Below are 17,940 nucleotides of genomic sequence, written 5' to 3'. Positions count from 1 at the left end.
TTGGGGTTGTATGGTCAAGTAATTAAGCGCACATGGTGGATGCCTTGGCAGTCAGAGGCGAAGAAAGACGTGACAGCCTGCGATAAGCTTCGGGGAGGCGGCAATATCCTGTGATCCGGAGATTTCTGAATGGGGAAACCCACTTAGCGTAAGCTAGGTATACCAGTTTACTGGTAGGCGAACGAGGGGAAGTGAAACATCTCAGTACCCTTAGGAAAAGACATCAAAAGAGATTCCCCTAGTAGCGGCGAGCGAACGGGGAGGAGCCGACGGATTTTAGAATAGACGAACAGAGTGGGAAATCTGACCATAGTGGGTGATAGTCCCGTAGTCGAAATTCTAGATGAAGCATATTAAGTAGTGCGGGACACGAGAAATCCTGTATGAAGATGGGGGGACCATCCTCCAAGGCTAAATACTCCTGACTGACCGATAGTGAACCAGTACCGTGAGGGAAAGGCGAAAAGAACCCCTGTGAGGGGAGTGAAATAGAACCTGAAACCGTGTGCGTACAAGCAGTGGGAGCCTCCTTGTGGGGTGACCGCGTACCTTTTGTATAATGGGTCAGCGACTTATATTCTGTAGCGAGGTTAACCAATTAGGGGAGCCGTAGGGAAACCGAGTCTTAATAGGGCGTTTAGTTGCGGGGTATAGACCCGAAACCGAGTGATCTATCCATGAGCAGGTTGAAAGTGCCGTAACAGGCACCGGAGGACCGAACCCACTGTCGTTGAAAAGCCAGGGGATGACTTGTGGATAGGGGTGAAAGGCTAATCAAACTCGGTGATAGCTGGTTCTCCCCGAAAGCTATTTAGGTAGCGCCTCGGACGAACACCATTGGGGGTAGAGCACTGTTTCGGCTAGGGGGTCATACCGACTTACCAAACCGATGCAAACTCCGAATACCGATGAGTGATATCCGGGAGACACACGGTGGGTGCTAACGTCCATCGTGGAGAGGGAAACAACCCAGACCGCCAGCTAAGGCCCCAAATTCCTAGTTAAGTGGGAAACGAAGTGGGAAGGCATAGACAGCTAGGAGGTTGGCTTAGAAGCAGCCATCCTTTAAAGAAAGCGTAATAGCTCACTAGTCGAGTCGGCCCGCGCGGAAGATGTAACGGGGCTCAAACTAGGAGCCGAAGCTGCGGATTTGAAAATTGTTTCAAGTGGTAGGGGAGCGTTGTGTAAGCCTGAGAAGGTGTGTTGTAAGGCATGCTGGAGGTATCACAAGAGCGAATGCTGACGTGAGTAACGATAATGGGTGTGAAAAGCATCCACGCCGGAAGATCAAGGGTTCCAGTCCAACGTTAATCGGGGCTGGGTGAGTCGACCCCTAAGGCGAGGCCGAAAGGCGTAGTCGATGGGAAATCGGTTAATATTCCGATACTTGTTTATGATGTGATGGAGGGACGGAGAAGGTTATACCGGCCTGGCGATGGTTGTCCAGGTGAAAGGATGTAGGCAGATGGCTTAGGTAAATCCGGGCTATTAATGCTGAGATCTGATAGCAAGCTGTACTTGTACAGCGAAGCGGTCTATACCATGCTTCCAGGAAAAGCTTCTAAACTTAGTCATAAACGAATCGTACCCTAAACCGACACAGGTGATCAGGTAGAGAATACCAAGGCGCTTGAGAGAACTCTGCTGAAGGAACTAGGCAAAATGGTACCGTAACTTCGGGAGAAGGTACGCTGCTGATGGTGAAGGGCTTGCCCCGTAAGCTATTAGCAGTCGCAGATACCAGGCTGCTGCAACTGTTTATTAAAAACACAGCACTCTGCAAACACGAAAGTGGACGTATAGGGTGTGATGCCTGCCCGGTGCTGGAAGGTTAATTGATGGGGTAAGCCGTAAGGCGAAGCTCTTGATCGAAGCCCCAGTAAACGGCGGCCGTAACTATAACGGTCCTAAGGTAGCGAAATTCCTTGTCGGGTAAGTTCCGACCTGCACGAATGGCATAATGATGGCAGCGCTGTCTCCAGCAGAGACTCAGTGAAATCGAAATCGCAGTGAAGATGCTGTGTACCCGCGGCTAGACGGAAAGACCCCGTGAACCTTTACTACAGCTTTACATTGAACTTTGACCTGACTTGTGCAGGATAGGTGGGAGGCTTTGAAGCAGATACGCCAGTATTTGTGGAGCCAACCTTGAAATACCACCCTGGTCATGTTGAGGTTCTAACTCAGGTATAACAATACCGAGGACAATGTATGGTGGGTAGTTTGACTGGGGCGGTCTCCTCCTAAAGAGTAACGGAGGAGTACGAAGGTGCGCTCAGAACGGTCGGAAATCGTTCAAAGAGTATAAAGGCAAAAGCGCGCTTAACTGCGAGACCCACAAGTCGAGCAGGTACGAAAGTAGGTCTTAGTGATCCGGTGGTTCTGTATGGAAGGGCCATCGCTCAACGGATAAAAGGTACTCTGGGGATAACAGGCTGATACCGCCCAAGAGTTCATATCGACGGCGGTGTTTGGCACCTCGATGTCGGCTCATCTCATCCTAGGGCTGAAGCAGGTCCTAAGGGTATGGCTGTTCGCCATTTAAAGAGGTACGCGAGCTGGGTTTAGAACGTCGTGAGACAGTTCGGTCCCTATCTACCGTGGGCGTTGGAAATTTGAGAGGATCTGCTCCTAGTACGAGAGGACCAGAGTGGACGAACCGCTGGTGTTCGGGTTGTCATGCCAATGGCATTGCCCGGTAGCTACGTTCGGATTGGATAACCGCTGAAAGCATCTAAGCGGGAAGCCAACCTCAAGATTAGATTTCCCTTAAGAGTCGTTGTAGACTACAACGTTGATAGGCAGGGTGTGGAAGCGCAGTGATGTGTGTAGCTAACCTGTACTAATTGCTCGATCGGCTTGACCATACAACACCCAAGTGGTTTTAAAGTTGTACATCAGCCAATTATTTCGATATCACCTGATAATTACTTATATATTTGATTATTTATATCACTTATATACAGTGAATTGATTCAGGTTCATTACAATAACTCATATCTATACCCCCTTTGCTGACGACAATAGCACGTTGGAACCACCTGATCCCTTCTCGAACTCAGAAGTGAAACATCGTTGCGCCAATGGTAGTGTGGGTCCGCCCATGTGAGAGTAGGTCATCGTCAGCTCCCTATACCCTAAAAGCCCCCTGTACTTATGTATAGGGGGCTTTTTTTTGGCTGGATGAAACTTGATTTACTATCTAATACCTATAGTCAAAGAAGTCTAAACTGGCTACAAGGCTAGTGAGTGCAAGTCGCAATTCATACGAGAGTAGGCTTAACCAGATTAACGCCGTAACCGTTTAGTAGTTCGCTGATTATATATGAGTTGTATTTATAATATCTCTATATAGGAATACTCCAACTATTGAAATAAAAAAATAGTTAACATATATATATAAATTATTTCTAGCTACATTAGCTTTTAAAATGAAAACTGAATGAGTGAATCTTATCGGAAAAGAACATTTTTTTAATATTATTAATATTTTATGCTGGTGGACTTATTAAATTTATTGTAATATCAATAGGATATAAGGAATTATACCGAAACGTATAATTCCTTTTTATGTTTAAGTATTAAGTTTTTACGTCAAATCTTCCCTTATACGTTTCATATATTTATTACCTATCAGTCTAATCAATTGGTTTTGATTACTTAATAACTTTTAAATAAGATTTTATAGAATTAATAACACCTTATTAATTTAAAGTTTAAGTATTAAAAAATAGAGAAGTGAATTTCTTTGATGAAAATTTTATCACTATAAAAAAATAATTATAAATTAATAAAAGGGCGAAATATGAAAACCTCTAAATCTTTCAAATTATCTACTCAAGGTAGGATTGCATGTACTGTTGGTATAGCATTGGCTTTACCGACGGTTTCTACGGTAGCGTTGGCAGATGGTATCAATGCAGTCGGACAAACTGAAACTACGCAACAGAACGGTGTCGATATAATCAATATTGCCACACCTTATGAAAATGGATTATCGCATAATCAATATAGAGATTTTAATGTTAGTGAAGCTGGGGCCGTATTTAATAATTCATTAAGTTCAGGCACATCTACTTTAGCAGGGCAGCTTGAAGCGAATGAAAATTTGACCAACGGAGCTGCTTCTATAATCTTGAATGAAGTCATATCTAAAAACCCTTCTTTAATTTTGGGTCAGCAAGAAGTCTTTGGTATTGCGGCAGATTATGTCTTAGCCAATCCAAATGGCATTACTTGTAATGGCTGTGGTTTCATTAATACCAATCGTGCATCTTTAGTAGTAGGAACACCAAACGTCAGTGAAGATAAGTTAAGTGGGTTTGAAGTTGGTAAACGTAGTAAGACCTTAAAGGTGCTAGGTGATGTCGATGGCGATGAGCGTCTTGATTTATTGGCACCAAAGGTTGATGTTAACGGTAATATTGTTGCAAACGATTCAATCAATGTCTTATCAGGTCGTTACGTTGCAAATTACGACGACTTATCAATGGAATCTTTAAGCGGTTTTCAGCCTTTACGAGTGATGGATGGTAGCGTTGTTGGCAGTATGCAAGCTGGACGTATTCGATTACATAATAATGATGACCGAGGCAATCAAACCGTTCAAGCAGATTTGAATGCTACTGATAGTATTAGAGCGACGGCTGATAATTTAGAAATTGTCGATAGCAGTATTTATGCAGACTCTGTAGATTTGGTTGGTAATAAATATTTATCTATCGGTGGTGATGTGATAGCAGTTGCCGGTGATGTTAATGAATCGGAGCAAAAATTGGATGCTAGAGTAACATTAACCAATACCAACTATACTGATACCGAGGCGTATCAAGGCTCTACTATTAATGCTAAAGCGATTAATTTGGCGGGTAAAGAGGTTGAAATCAAAGGCAGTCAATTAACCGGTAATACTATTAATGCCAATGGTGACAACATAACCATTAAGGGTGTTATAACGACGAACACCACCAGTCAAACTGCGCGCCGTAGTAAAGGATTATGGTTCAATGAAAATGAAGTCATTGATACCGCTGAGCAACATCATGGCTCTAGTTTAATGGCCACTGACAATATTAATCTTGATGCCTTATCAGACCTAAATATAAGTGGTACTGCAATTGAGCAAGTTAATGAGGGTGATAATACTTCTATCAGTCTGTCGGGGGGTGAAAATTTAAAACTAGTTTCAGTTATGCAGACTAGTGTAAGTAGTAATATCAATCGATATAAAAATGAAAGTTCAAGATTGAAAACTGGCGAAAATGGAACAACAACGACTTCGCAAATGCTTACAAATACTACAGTTAAAGGCGATGAAGTCTCGTTAAACAGTGGTGGTGCACAAGAATTGCAGGGTGTGGACATTAAAGCAAGCAATCTTGATTTAATCGCTGAAGACAACATAAATATTAGTCATAGCAATAAAAACTTTAGCCAAGAGAATAAAAATAGCTTCACGTATTGGGGCGGTCTTGAAGGTGGTGAAACTCATAATGACAATAGTACTCAAAACCAGATCGTTGGCTCAAGTATTGATGCAGATACTATAAATATCGACAGTCAAAAAGATGTCAATATTATTGGAAGTCGTGTTGCCACAAGAACGACTGATAAAGTGAACGAGTTAACTATAACTGCTTCAGATGTTATCAATATCGAAAATGGTATGGCGACGACTACCAATTACAAAAAAGATAGAAAAGGTAAAGCGTTAAATATAACTGATGGTCAAACCATAACTGAACAAACTATTACTACTAGCACTTCTTCCGATGTATCTGGAGATAATGTCGCTATAGTAGGTGATACAGTTAATATGATAGGCAGTAACCTTAGCGCGACTGATACCATTGATATTGATGCTAAATCAAACTTAAGTACAGCCATTGCTACTTCAACGGATATAACTACCATTGAGCAAACATTTTCTGTTGAGACCGAGTCATCATTTGATTTTGATGCGCCTAGTCCTGCTGTGGATAGTCTATTAAACGCAAGCTTTATAAATGAGGTTAATATAGACGCCAGTAGTAGCACAAAAGGTAAGACTATAACCACACAACAAGGTACTGGTAGCGTTGTAGGTAACACGTTGTCTGCCGATAAAGTTAATCTAAAAGCGCAACTTGTGAATTTGCAAGGTAGTGATATTGATGCCGATAGCGCTATTAATATCGTAGCCGATGATGTCTCCATTGATGCTGGTGAAGCATTGGTAGCGACGAAGAGTACAACAACCAAAGCAGTTGGTCCTGAAGGCTATATTAAAGGTGGTCTTAGTGGTATCAAGATTGGTTTAGGTATCGGTATTGACCAAACTGTTAAATTCCATAATGAATATACAAGTAAGAATAGCGCGCTTAATGCCAATAATGTAACGATTAATGCCACAGGTCAACTTAGCAATAAGGGTACGGCTATTACGGCAGAAAATATAAGTTTATCAGGTGCAGACATTACTAACCAAGCGACGTATGATCGCGTTGTTGACAAAGGCATTGTAGGTAGTGGTACAGGTTCTATTACTCTTGCCTCTGGCTTATTAAAAGTTATTGACGGTACGTTAGCAGTGTCTGGTAACGGCGCCAGTACAACCACTGAAATTAAAACCGCAACGCCAACTGTATTGAATGCAGTTGATACGATAGATATTAACGCTACTAACCAAGTTTTGGATATCGGCACACAAATGGACGCCGAATCTATCTTGATAAATGCCAATGACTATACTGGTAAAGCCGATTATGATTCATCAGTGACGACGACCCATATTGGTATGGGTGAGCTTGACTTTGGTGCAGGCAGCGCTACTCTAGCCGATGTTAACTTAAACATTGGCACACAAGGTTCGTATCAATATCAACAAATTGGTGATGCTACCACGGTTAAAGGTAGCTTAAACGCTCAAACGGTAGATATCAGTGCGACTAATGACGCTAGTGTGGCTCAGGATGTACAAGCGACAAGCTATAGCATTAATGCAGGTAACACCGCACAAATTACTCAAGATAGCGATAGAAAGTGGCAAACAGCAGGTGGCTTTAATCTAGGCGGCGGTACTGGTTTTACTATTGTGCCTGCGACGGGTGGTGCGATTAGTGTGCCATCTATTGATGTCGAGGCTGGGTTTAATGTTATAAAAGCCGAGGAAAGTAAGGCGCAAGTTGCCAACGTAAACGTAGGTGAGTTACAAGTAACTTCTGATAACATAGCGCAGATTAATGGTGCGAATGTTAATGCAACTACCGTAACCGTTGATGGCGCTGAAGCGAACATCTTAGTAGGTCAAGACACCTCTACGAATACAGAGGTTGCAATTGGCGGTGATACTGCATTTAATTTAGACGTTACAGAAGCAGTCACAACAGGCAAGCTTCTTGGTTTAGGCGGTGCTGTAAATATTGCGCATGAAAAGTCGAATACCGCGCATGGTGCGACTATCAATGCTGACACTGTGAATGTAAATGCTTCAAGTTCGGATTCAGTATTAACCATAGGAGGTGCTAATATTGATGCGCGGTCTGTTAACTTAAGTGGTAGAGGGGGCGTAGACATTATAGCAGCTGAGTCTAAAACTGAAATGGGGCGTTTTGCTATTGGTGGTAGCCTGCCTACTGGTGCTTCAGCAGTGACTGACACTACCTTCGCTATTAAAGCTGACAATAGTAGCGCTTACACACTGGGTAATTTAAACGCTGGGCAACTGTCTATCGATAGCGGTGAGGCGGTAAACTTGCAAGGTAATGTAAATGTCGCACAATTAGACGTTAACGCTCAAGGCGATTTTAACGTTAGCTCTGCTCAAGATGCTGTGCGTAAAGTCAATATAGACCTAGCCATGCCCTTAAATGAGTTACCTATTAAAATTGATTTTGAAGACATAGACCCTGTTGATTTCAAGTCGGCATTTTCTACTTTTGATTTTCAACAATTACTAGGTGCTTTTAATACGGGTGCGGCAGATAATGTGGAAAATGACGCTGTGTTGGATAACGTTGATGTCACAGCTTTAGTAAAAAGTGTCGGTCATTTTTTACCTGAGAATGTAGCAGATGGTAGCTTTGTTACTATCAATGCTAACGGGAAAATTAGCTTGGGTGTAGATAGTCAACGTGTCACGCAGCATGCTAATGTAGAGGCACAGCGTTTCAATGCTAACCTTTCAACTGACAATATTAATGTCAATGCAGCCACATTTACGTCGGATGTTAGTGAATTAAATGGCGCGCAAATAAGCCAAAGCAATAATGATGATTATGTACACACGTTTAATACAGTAGTTAATCTAGAAGCGTTAGATGCGCCTTATATTATCTCTAACTTAATATCAGGTGAAGGTCTAAATAAACTTGTAGAATTTGATTATGAGTGGGATGATACTGATGGCGAAGATACACAAGCCAAAGTCTCACTATAATTATCATACTCGGTAAAACTTAGGTTAGTTGAACGTTTTAATTTATGTCGTTACTTGATCATTAAAGCCTGTATCTCAAGCATACGGGCTTTAATGTTTTTAAATTATTAATAATAAGATTGAATTTTATCGATCATGCGTACATAATTTGCTGTTAAATGAGTTGACATATATCATTTTAGTTGTTACTTTCAATGCATACATGTTTACTGACTTAGGTTGCTCATCCTTTTATTAATAGTTAGTAAATATATTGATAATTAGTAAATAGCTTCTTGCTTATTTACCTATTGAATTTGACCTATCTAAGTAATCGCCTTGCAACTCTATCTACCTATTAAGGATCAATAGGTTTTTTAACATATCAAAGGAATTGATAATGAAACTTCATACCACTCTTTCTGCGGCTATACTCGTCGCGTCTGGCCTTGTCGGCTGTTCAAACCAATCCGCTAATGACACACCTGAAACCACTGAAGATGTGACGACTACGGAAGCATCATCTCAAGAAGTAACTACCCTAAGGTTTTCACACTTTTGGCCTGCAACGTCTTCTTTTAGCAAAGAGGTGTTAGAGCCTTGGGCTGAAAAAATTGAACAAGACTCAAATGGAAGACTCAAAGTTGAGTTATATCCATCTGCCTCTTTAAGTAAGCCCCAGGTCACCTACGAGGCTGCAGTAAAAGGTACTGTAGATATCGGATCTCAAGCGCATGGTTATACCAATGGACGCTTCCCGCTAACACAGATTGCCGAGCTGCCAGGGTTATCAAGCTCTGCTACACAAATGGGCTGTATACTCCAAACTTTATATGAAAATGGAACTATTGCAGGCGAATATGAAGATTCTCACATCCTATTTATGTACGGTGCAGGACCTGGGGCATTACATACTTCAGACAAGCTCATTGAAACGCCTGATGATATGAAGGGCATGCGCATACGTCGTCCATCAGCAGTGGCTGGTGATATTATCGAAAGTATGGGCGCATCCCCTGTTGGCCTACCTGCTAATGATATCTATACCTCACTACAACGTGGTGTCGTTGATGGATTAAGCTTTCCTTGGGAAGCTGTCACAACCTTTAAGATTGATGAAGTTACTAAATATCATACCAACATTCCTTTTTATAGCTCAGGCTTAATGGTTGCTATGAATAAAGATAATTATAATAGTTTACCGGATGATCTTAAAAAAGTTTTAGACGATAATTCTGGGATGGCGCTTGCTAAGAAAGTCGGTGAAGTCTTTGACAAACATGATCTAAAAGCACTACAAAATGCCAAAGACTTAGGTCATGAAGTAATTGAAATACCTAATCCACTAAATGACCCAAATTGGAAAGGTCCGTTAGAAGAGGGAACCAAAAAGTATCTGTCCGACGTCAATGATTTAGGACTAGATGCAGATGCGGTATATGAAGCTGCGAAAGCTGCAAGCCAATCTTGTGAAGGTTAATGACTGTTAGTAGGTATAATTTATGTCAATGTTTGCTAGCATTAATAATCTGTTTAAAAAGATTTGTGAATTAATAGGTGGCATCAGTTTAATAGTCATTGTTCTAGTCACTATTGCGGATGTCATTACACGCTATGTCTTTAAACTGACTGGCGGAGATTTTGGATTTACTATTAAAGGAACGGTTGAAATAGTTTCTTATATGATGCTGTTCGCTTTACTTGCCGCGTTTGCCGCCTATGTAGAAAGATCTCAAGTTATTGTAGATGTATTTACTCAAGGTATTTCACAAAAATGGAAAGGGTACCTAATGGGCATTTTCATGGTGGGATATTTTGCATTAGGCGTGGTCTTTGTCTTCGGTCTTTATGAAAGCGCAATGGATGCCGCTGAATTCGGTAAAGTTACTCAAGACTTACGTATTTCTATGACCCCGATTTATTTAATAAGCTCATTTTTAAGTGCATTATTGGCTTATAGAGCTTTATATGAATCAATTAATATTTTCAGGACAGGTGAGTTCTATGACGCTGAGGAGACAGGTGCATGAGTCCTGAAATTATCGGATCGATTGGCTTAGTAGCCATGATACTGTTTGTATGTTTTAGAGTTCCAGTAGCATTAGCAATGTTAGGGGTAGGTTTGGTAGGCTTTGGCGCTATCACGAGTCCTGGTAGCGCACTACAAATGTTAAAAGATATTCCAACCGCAGTTTTAGCAAAATATGATTTTAGCGCCATACCTTTATTTATTCTAATGGGTGTATTTGCTGCTCATTCGGGTATGGCTGGAAAGCTATTTGATGCCACCCGAACGATATTTGGCGGTGTCAGAGGTAGTCTTGGTATTGCAGGTATTGGCTCTTCTGGTATCTTCGCTTCTATCTCGGGATCTTCTTTGGCAACCGCATCAACTATGACCCGTGTTGCCTTACCAGAAATGGAAAAATACGGATACCAACCTGGTTTTGCATGTGGCATTTTAGCAGCCGGCGGTACTTTAGGTATTATGATTCCGCCTAGTATTGCACTGCTTGTGTATGCGATTCTTACTGAGCAGTCTGTAGGCGATATGTTCATTGCAGGCTTTTTACCTGGCATATTGGGTATGGTCATGTATTCCATCACTGTGATGATAATGGTGCGGTGGAAGCCGCATTTAGCCGAGCGTGGCGAGAGAACCTCATGGAAGGATAAAGTATTATCCTTAACAGGTCTTATTCCTTTTGGCTTCATATTCGTCATAATTATTGCAGGTATATTCTTTGGGCTATTTACACCAACGGAAGGTGCAGCAGTAGGCGCATTTGCTTCTTGGTTATATGCGGCGTTTAAAGGCATGCGCTTTAAGGGCCTTAAACAGTCTTTAATAGAAACGTTAGCGTTATCCGCCGTGGTATTCTTTATGCTATTAGGTGCTGAAGCGTTAGGCCTGTTTATTAATGTGTCAAGGATTGCGAATTCTTTGGCAGAATGGATAGGCGGCCTTGCGGTAAGTCCTCTTGTGGTATTAATCAGTATCTTAGTGATGTACTTTTTGCTAGGGTTATTTATGGATGCCTTGGCAATGTTGGTTATTACGATTCCTGTCGTATTCCCAATCATTGTAGCTTTAGGCTATGACCCAGTATGGTTTGGTATTATTGCGGTATTGACTGTTGAGCTTGGTTTAATCACGCCACCGATGGGCATGAACATTTTTGTTATTAAAGCTATGGCGCCACATATTAAACTCTCTGATATGTTTAGGGGCGTAGCACCTTTCATTGTCTCAGATGTTGTTAGGCTAGTGATATTGGTCGCATTCCCATCGATCGCCTTGGTATTTTTATCTTAATAATATAAACCGTTTTTAAAGTGTAAAATTTTAGACTTAGAGGCCATACTGGTAACCTAACAGTATGGCTTTTTTGATGGTTTAGAATTTAGTACTTAAACTAATTGCTAGTATTTGTCTTTTAGTAGGATTGCCACCATATAATAAAAGGCTTTTGTTTACAGTTTTAATTAAGACAACAACTCTCATAATATTTTGTAAAATATATAGCGTAAACTGACTGCTGAATACTTGTTTCCACCCTTTTATCTCTTATAAGTTAATTAGCTTAGTTGTAAGGAAGGCTATGCCCATAGATTTATCAAAGACACTTATAATCGCAATCTCTGCAACCGCATTGTATGACTTGAGTGAATCCGAGGCATATAGAGAAGAATTAATAAAACAAGATCCTCAAAATGCCATTCGCTTGTTTAGAGAATATATGTACGAACGCGAGCATGAGGATTTGGAAATAGGGGTAGGGTTCCCATTAATTCAAGCGATTTTAAACCTTAATAAATATAATGCTAGCAATAATGTTAATAGTAGTTTAGGCCATAATTTAAATAGTAGTTTAGATGGCTATAAAACAGACCCCTATGAAAACAAATCGCCTTTAGTAGAAGTTGTCATTGTTTCAAAGAGCTGCCCTGAAACAGGTATCCGAGTTTTAAATGCCATCCGCAATAGAGGGCTTTCTATTACGCGCTCGGCTTTTATTTCTGGAGGCAGCGTAGCTGATTATGTGGCCGATTTCGATGTGGATTTGTTTTTAACCACCAATCGTGAAGATGCACAGAGTATTGCAGATAGGCGTATTTGCGCTTGTGCAATACTAGATGCAACGCCAGTTAATACTTATAAATTAGATATAGATCAGTTGCGTATAGCTTTTGATGGGGATGCGGTTTTATTTGATGATTCTGGTGAGCTACTCTATAAACAGTACGGTTTGAAAGCGTTTCATGATAGAGAAGCTGAGATGATAGATCTACCGATTGAGAAAGGGCCGTATGCTGACTTATTAATTAAGCTCTCCTTATTGCAGCGGCGTTTGCCTTATTTAAAAACTAAAAAGCCAGTTCAAATCGCATTAGTAACAGCTAGGAATGCGCCAGCAGATTTACGTGCAATTAAAACTTTACGTGAATGGGGCGTAAATGTTGATATGGCATTTTTCTTGGGAGGACTTGAGAAAACAGCTGTATTAAAAACATTTGCACCCCATATATTCTTCGATGATTCTATTAAGCATATTGAGGCCGCAAGAGGGTTTGTACCTTCAGCACTGGTACCTTATCATTCATCATCACCGCTAAATGAGTACACATGGCGGCTCAAGAACAAAGATAAATCTAGAAATCTAGAAATCTAGAAACCTAGAGTAGTATAAGCTAGCTATTTAAGCACTTAATTAAGTACTTATTTACTTACTTAATCTTAAGCCAATCTTAGGTACGCACTGCATGGGTATCGCTATAATATAAGTATTAGAAAACTCTGAAAATATATATGATTGAATATTGGTATTAAAGTTATGAATGTAAAAGATATAACACGCGTTGTTCAGCATCGTATTGGCCAAGTTTTTGGTCTATATATGATTATATTTTTGCCAATGTGGATCATGTATATATTAAATAATACGGTATTGTTTAACCTTTGGAATGCATTCGGGATTATTCCTCGCTCTCTAAGTCTTAATAGTATGATTGGGGTTATTGCATCATGGACCATGCACGGCAATTTTGCTCATATCATCGGCAATACTATTATACTTGCGCAGATACTGTTTTTATTCGGACTGTTTGAGCGCAATGCATATCGAACAATTATCAAATTAATTATAGGCTCTGGCTTCATGACGTGGGGTTTAGGCTCTCCGTTCTCAATTCATATAGGAGCTTCAGGTCTGGTCTTCGCTATGCTAGGTTATATGATAGGCGGGGCAATCTTTGCAAAAAGGTGGGGCTATCTTTTAGCTTGTTTGCTTATGGGGGCAAGCTACTGGCTAGTGTTAAAACAGGGGCTTATGCCACAAACAGGTATTTCATTTGCTGCTCACTTTGGCGGATTGTGTATTGGGTTACTGATTGGTGCGAACTCAAAACATTATTATATTAACTAAATACAATTTTGATAAGGGTTCGCATTAAGTATATCAGGCAATCACATGAAAAATTTGTTAAACTAGCACTTACATATACCCTGTATGACTACAATTCGTAAAGTAGGCTATACAAGGCTTTTTTAGTTTGTAGGGAGTAGATGCATGGCAGAACGTTCAGCCAAGCAGTTAGGATTAAGTAAAGTAGATTTACCAAATTCAATTATAGAAGTGATATCTACGCTTAACCAAGGTGGTTTTGATGCGTATATTGTGGGTGGTGGGGTACGAGATACACTTCTTGGCCTCAATCCTAAGGACTTTGACGCAGTAACAGATGCAAGACCGCATGAAGTTAAAGATATTTTTGGCAAGCGTTGTCGTATCATTGGTCGTCGTTTTCAGTTAGCTCATGTATATTCTGGGCGAGATATGATTGAAGTGGCAACATTTAGGGCGCCGCCAAATGGTGATGCACACACCACAAGTGATGGAATGATTGTGCGCGATAATGTTTGGGGCGATATTAAGCAAGATTTTGAACGTCGCGATTTTTCAATTAATGCCATGTACTATCAGCCTATTAAAGGTGTGGTACACGATTTTTGTAATGCCTATGAAGATATAAAAAGCAAAACACTACGACTTTTAGGTCATGCCCCGCTACGTATTGAAGAGGATCCTGTACGGTTATTGAGAGCATTAAGATTTAAAGCAAAGCTTGGGTTTGACTTTGATAAAGAGCTATCTGAACAGTTTCACGATAACAACTGGTCTTTATTAGATCAAGTATCACCGCATCGTCTATATGATGAGTCACAAAAGATGTTCACCGGCGGATACTTGGTGCCATTATTACCGTTGTTATTTGAGTATGGCGCTATTCGTCATTTAATCATCTATCCACCTGAAGCCCCTAGCGCTTTGGTTAACCAAGTAGCGATTAATACAGACAAACGTATCGCTCAAGGCAAAAGTATTAACCCTGCCTTCTTTTATGCAGCGCTACTTTGGGACAATTATCTTTATCAATTGGCAAAATTTAAGAAAAAAAATATGCCATTTCATGATGCACAGTTGCAAGCTGCTAGCAAAGTGATTGAACGTCAACGCATCAAAACTGCCATACCAAAATTTGCAGAGCAATTCATACGTGATATTTGGATGATGCAGCCAAAGCTTGCCAATCCGCGAGTTAAGCAAATTACTCAATTGGCAGAACACGCTCGTTTTCGTGCAGCTTATGATTTCTTGTTGTTACGTGAACAATGTGGAGATGATTTAAATCCACTTTCAGAATCCACTAATGATATGGGTGAGTGGTGGCAAACGTATCAGACATTATCTGAAAAACAAAAGCAGCAAGCTATTGATGATTTCGCTAATGATAGTCGCCGCGGTGCAAGTAAATCTAGCCGTAGGCGCAATCGTAGCCGTAATCGTAATACGGACAACAGCTCACCGACCACATCGACCACTGATGTGGCTCAAGTTGGTCTAGATAACGCGCAGTCTACAAAGACGGTAAAGCAGTCAAAAACGTCTCCATCTTCTAAACAGGATAAGCTCACGACAGCTAATGCAAATAACCAATACGCTAAGGAGCGTGCACAGATTGAAAAATTATCTTTAGGTAATCCTGCCGGAGATGATGGCTTTAAGAAACGTCAACCAAGCCCGCTATTCACCATTAGTGCTGATAAAATGGCTAAACAAGTTCCTGGCCAATTAAACAGTCAAATAACAGGCGATGTTGATACTAAAGATAAAGCTAATAAGGATAAAAAAGCTGAAAATAAACGCCAGTCTGATTCTTCATCTAATAATGAGGTGACTAAAAAGAACGCTCAGTCTAATGATAACTCTCTGAATCAAAAAAATGTGAGTAAAGCGTCTAAGACTAAAAAGGTAGAGCAACTTGCAAACAACGTTGTTGTTTTACCAAAGTCGGAGCCTGTTCCTAACCAGCGCCGACGCCGGTTACCCTCACAACAATTATCGCAAAATGAGCAGGATAAAGTCGCTTCAATATCCTCAGTTAAGACTGATGGTAGTGATGACGCGCCTCAAACCGCTACTAATACAAAAGCGGGTAAGACAAATGCTAGTCAGTCAAAAGCTAGTAAGACGACTGGTGCTAAGTCAAAAGCTGATAAGTCAAAAGCTGATAAGTCAAAAGCCGCTAAGTTAAATGATAGCCAGACAATAGCTTCTAAAGAGGATAATAAATCTCGTACCAACAAAGGTTCTAAAAAAGGGGTAGTTGCAGCTGAATCTGAACAAAGTCCTGCTACCCGATCAAAGCAAATACCTGCGATAAGGCGGCGTAGGCAACCAAGCTCTTCGTTAAGCGTGAATGAGCGCAATCAATAAGTTTGAGTAAGTATAGATAGCTTGAGATTGACTAGATATAGTTTGGTATATTATCTTTCCTACAATCATGCTTATACGCTTTAGATAGGACATTAAATAAAATGCATGATACCGCTTATAATGATAGTTCATATTATCGTTGTTATCTTGGATTGGGCAGTAACATAACCAATGAATTAGGTACGCCTGAACAGCATATTAATCATGCTATTCATAGTCTTACTGAACACGATGCCATCAGCCATGTGCGTGCTTCGTCGTTATATGTCTCGGCACCGCTGGGACCTCAAGATCAACCTGATTTTATTAATGCGGTAGTAGAGATAGACACCGTTCTCACGCCGCATCAACTATTGGAGTTATGCCAACAGCTTGAACATGACGCTGGGCGCGTACGATTGAGGCGTTGGGGAGAGCGTAGTTTGGATGTAGATATTTTATTGTATGCAGACAAACAGTTGTCATCTGAAGTGTTGACTATCCCTCATCGTGGTATAAAAGAACGCAACTTTGTACTGATACCTTTGAAGCAACTAAACCCCTCACTCGTTATTGATGATGTCACAATCTCTGAGCTTGACTTAGCAAATGATTGGCAAGACCTTCATAAATTACCGTAGTTAGTCTGTTCAATGAACCAATATTTAGGGTTTGCTATAAAATACCTTATGTTTATTGACTGATGTATATAGACTAATACCTTGCTGCAATCGCAGTGCTTTAAAACGTATCATACGATAGAGCTACGAACGGGTTTAGTTACTTATGTTTCAAATATATTGTATTGGACTTGAATAAGCCTCTCAATTAGACCCTCTTATTAATACAGTGTACGCCCCAACCAGTTAATGACTAATTTTAAAATAACTAATTTTGAATAGTAATAGAATATTAAAGAGCGACCTTATGATTACTTTATCGACATTAAGAAAATTTAAGAAAGAAGGCAGAAGGTTTAGCTGTCTGACTTGTTATGATGCGATGTTTGCAAAAATGATGGAAAATGCCAATGTTGACACTATTTTGATTGGAGATAGCTTAGGCATGGTTGTTCAAGGGCATGACTCTACATTACCTGTGACTATTGAAGATATAGCCTATCATACAAAAAATGTTAGTCGTAGCAATAAACATGCGCTTATATTAGCAGATTTGCCTTTTATGAGTTATGTCACACTTGAAGATGCAATAAGTAACTCTCGTAAAATTATGCAGGCTGGCGCTCATGTGATGAAACTTGAAGGTGGTGACGAGCTTTGCCCCATCGTTTCCGCGTTAACCGCAGCTGGCGCGCCAATATGCGTACATTTGGGTTTAACGCCCCAATCGGTCAACGTATTTGGAGGATATAAAGTACAAGGTAAATCAGATGAGAGTGCCAACAAGCTATTGGCGGATGTTAAAGCAGTGGTGGAAGCTGGCGCGGCTATAATTTTACTTGAATGTGTGCCTGCTCTATTGGCAAAAAAGGTTTCAGAGACTGTAGACGTGCCTGTTATTGGAATTGGTGCAGGCGCTGATACCGATGGTCAAGTTTTGGTAATGCATGACATGCTCGGCGTCACGCATGGCCGTACTGCACGATTTGTGCATGACTTTTTGACCGACCCCCGTAATCAAGAAGGTGAGCATAAGGGCAGTGTTGAAGGGGCGTTTGCCTTGTATCACCAATCTGTTATGGAAGGCAGTTATCCTAAACAGCAGCATCAGTTTAATTAGCCAATCAGTCTTTATACAGCTCCTAATTAGCATTGTCTTTAGAATATA

The 17,940-nt window shown here is 40.7% G+C and carries 9 protein-coding genes and 2 rRNA genes; all 11 read left to right on the top strand.

The genetic code is table 11. From position 1 onward, the window contains the following. The first annotated feature begins 12 nt into the window (after positions 1-12). The 11 genes from AC2SLP_RS01285 to panB all read left to right on the top strand — a co-directional run bounded on the left by AC2SLP_RS01285 (position 13) and on the right by panB (position 17,892). Positions 13-2,867 (top strand): 23S ribosomal RNA (locus AC2SLP_RS01285). A gap of 146 nt (positions 2,868-3,013) precedes the next feature. After that, positions 3,014-3,128 (top strand): 5S ribosomal RNA (rrf, locus tag AC2SLP_RS01280). A gap of 677 nt (positions 3,129-3,805) precedes the next feature. Beyond that, complete coding sequence (locus tag AC2SLP_RS01275) at positions 3,806-8,416, top strand: two-partner secretion domain-containing protein (RefSeq protein ID WP_486534807.1); 4,611 nt, start codon at positions 3,806-3,808, stop codon at positions 8,414-8,416. Positions 8,417-8,795: 379 nt separating this feature from the next. Then, positions 8,796-9,875, top strand: a complete 1,080-nt coding sequence (locus AC2SLP_RS01270; RefSeq protein WP_486534806.1) for a TRAP transporter substrate-binding protein — start codon at positions 8,796-8,798, stop codon at positions 9,873-9,875. Between the two features lie 22 nt (positions 9,876-9,897). Further along, a complete protein-coding gene (locus tag AC2SLP_RS01265; RefSeq protein WP_486534805.1) occupies positions 9,898-10,425 on the top strand; it encodes a TRAP transporter small permease in 528 nt (175 codons plus the stop codon). Beyond that, entirely contained in the window at positions 10,422-11,711 is a 1,290-nt protein-coding gene (locus tag AC2SLP_RS01260; RefSeq protein ID WP_486534804.1) for a TRAP transporter large permease, read from the top strand. The genes AC2SLP_RS01265 and AC2SLP_RS01260 overlap by 4 nt, the downstream gene beginning before the upstream one ends. 286 nt (positions 11,712-11,997) lie before the next feature. Next, positions 11,998-13,068: a 5'-nucleotidase gene (locus AC2SLP_RS01255; protein WP_486534803.1), complete on the top strand. Its 1,071-nt coding sequence runs from the start codon at positions 11,998-12,000 to the stop codon at positions 13,066-13,068. A 162-nt stretch (positions 13,069-13,230) separates the two neighbouring features. Then, entirely contained in the window at positions 13,231-13,821 is a 591-nt protein-coding gene (locus AC2SLP_RS01250) for a rhomboid family intramembrane serine protease (protein ID WP_486534802.1), read from the top strand. A 144-nt stretch (positions 13,822-13,965) separates the two neighbouring features. Further along, positions 13,966-16,173, top strand: a complete 2,208-nt coding sequence (gene pcnB / locus AC2SLP_RS01245; protein WP_486534801.1) for a polynucleotide adenylyltransferase PcnB — start codon at positions 13,966-13,968, stop codon at positions 16,171-16,173. Positions 16,174-16,274: 101 nt separating this feature from the next. Further along, positions 16,275-16,793 carry a 2-amino-4-hydroxy-6-hydroxymethyldihydropteridine diphosphokinase gene (gene folK, locus AC2SLP_RS01240; protein WP_486534800.1) on the top strand — a complete coding sequence of 173 codons (519 nt, stop codon included), beginning with the start codon at positions 16,275-16,277 and terminating at the stop codon, positions 16,791-16,793. 286 nt (positions 16,794-17,079) lie between these two features. Then, positions 17,080-17,892 carry a 3-methyl-2-oxobutanoate hydroxymethyltransferase gene (gene panB / locus AC2SLP_RS01235; protein WP_486534799.1) on the top strand — a complete coding sequence of 271 codons (813 nt, stop codon included), beginning with the start codon at positions 17,080-17,082 and terminating at the stop codon, positions 17,890-17,892. Positions 17,893-17,940 lie beyond the last annotated feature (48 nt).

It is taken from the genome of Psychrobacter sp. CX21, from assembly GCF_057396255.1.
This window is presented reverse-complemented; position numbering and strand designations above follow the sequence as displayed.

Excerpts from the sequence above, each read along its gene's own strand:
- AC2SLP_RS01265 (WP_486534805.1), top strand. The coding sequence starts at position 9,898 with ATGTCAATGTTTGCTAGCATTAATAATCTGTTTAAAAAGATTTGTGAA.
- panB (WP_486534799.1), top strand. The coding sequence starts at position 17,080 with ATGATTACTTTATCGACATTAAGAAAATTTAAGAAAGAAGGCAGAAGG.
- AC2SLP_RS01250 (WP_486534802.1), top strand. The coding sequence starts at position 13,231 with ATGAATGTAAAAGATATAACACGCGTTGTTCAGCATCGTATTGGCCAA.
- AC2SLP_RS01260 (WP_486534804.1), top strand. The coding sequence starts at position 10,422 with ATGAGTCCTGAAATTATCGGATCGATTGGCTTAGTAGCCATGATACTG.
- AC2SLP_RS01270 (WP_486534806.1), top strand. The coding sequence starts at position 8,796 with ATGAAACTTCATACCACTCTTTCTGCGGCTATACTCGTCGCGTCTGGC.
- AC2SLP_RS01255 (WP_486534803.1), top strand. The coding sequence starts at position 11,998 with ATGCCCATAGATTTATCAAAGACACTTATAATCGCAATCTCTGCAACC.
- AC2SLP_RS01275 (WP_486534807.1), top strand. The coding sequence starts at position 3,806 with ATGAAAACCTCTAAATCTTTCAAATTATCTACTCAAGGTAGGATTGCA.
- folK (WP_486534800.1), top strand. The coding sequence starts at position 16,275 with ATGCATGATACCGCTTATAATGATAGTTCATATTATCGTTGTTATCTT.
- pcnB (WP_486534801.1), top strand. The coding sequence starts at position 13,966 with ATGGCAGAACGTTCAGCCAAGCAGTTAGGATTAAGTAAAGTAGATTTA.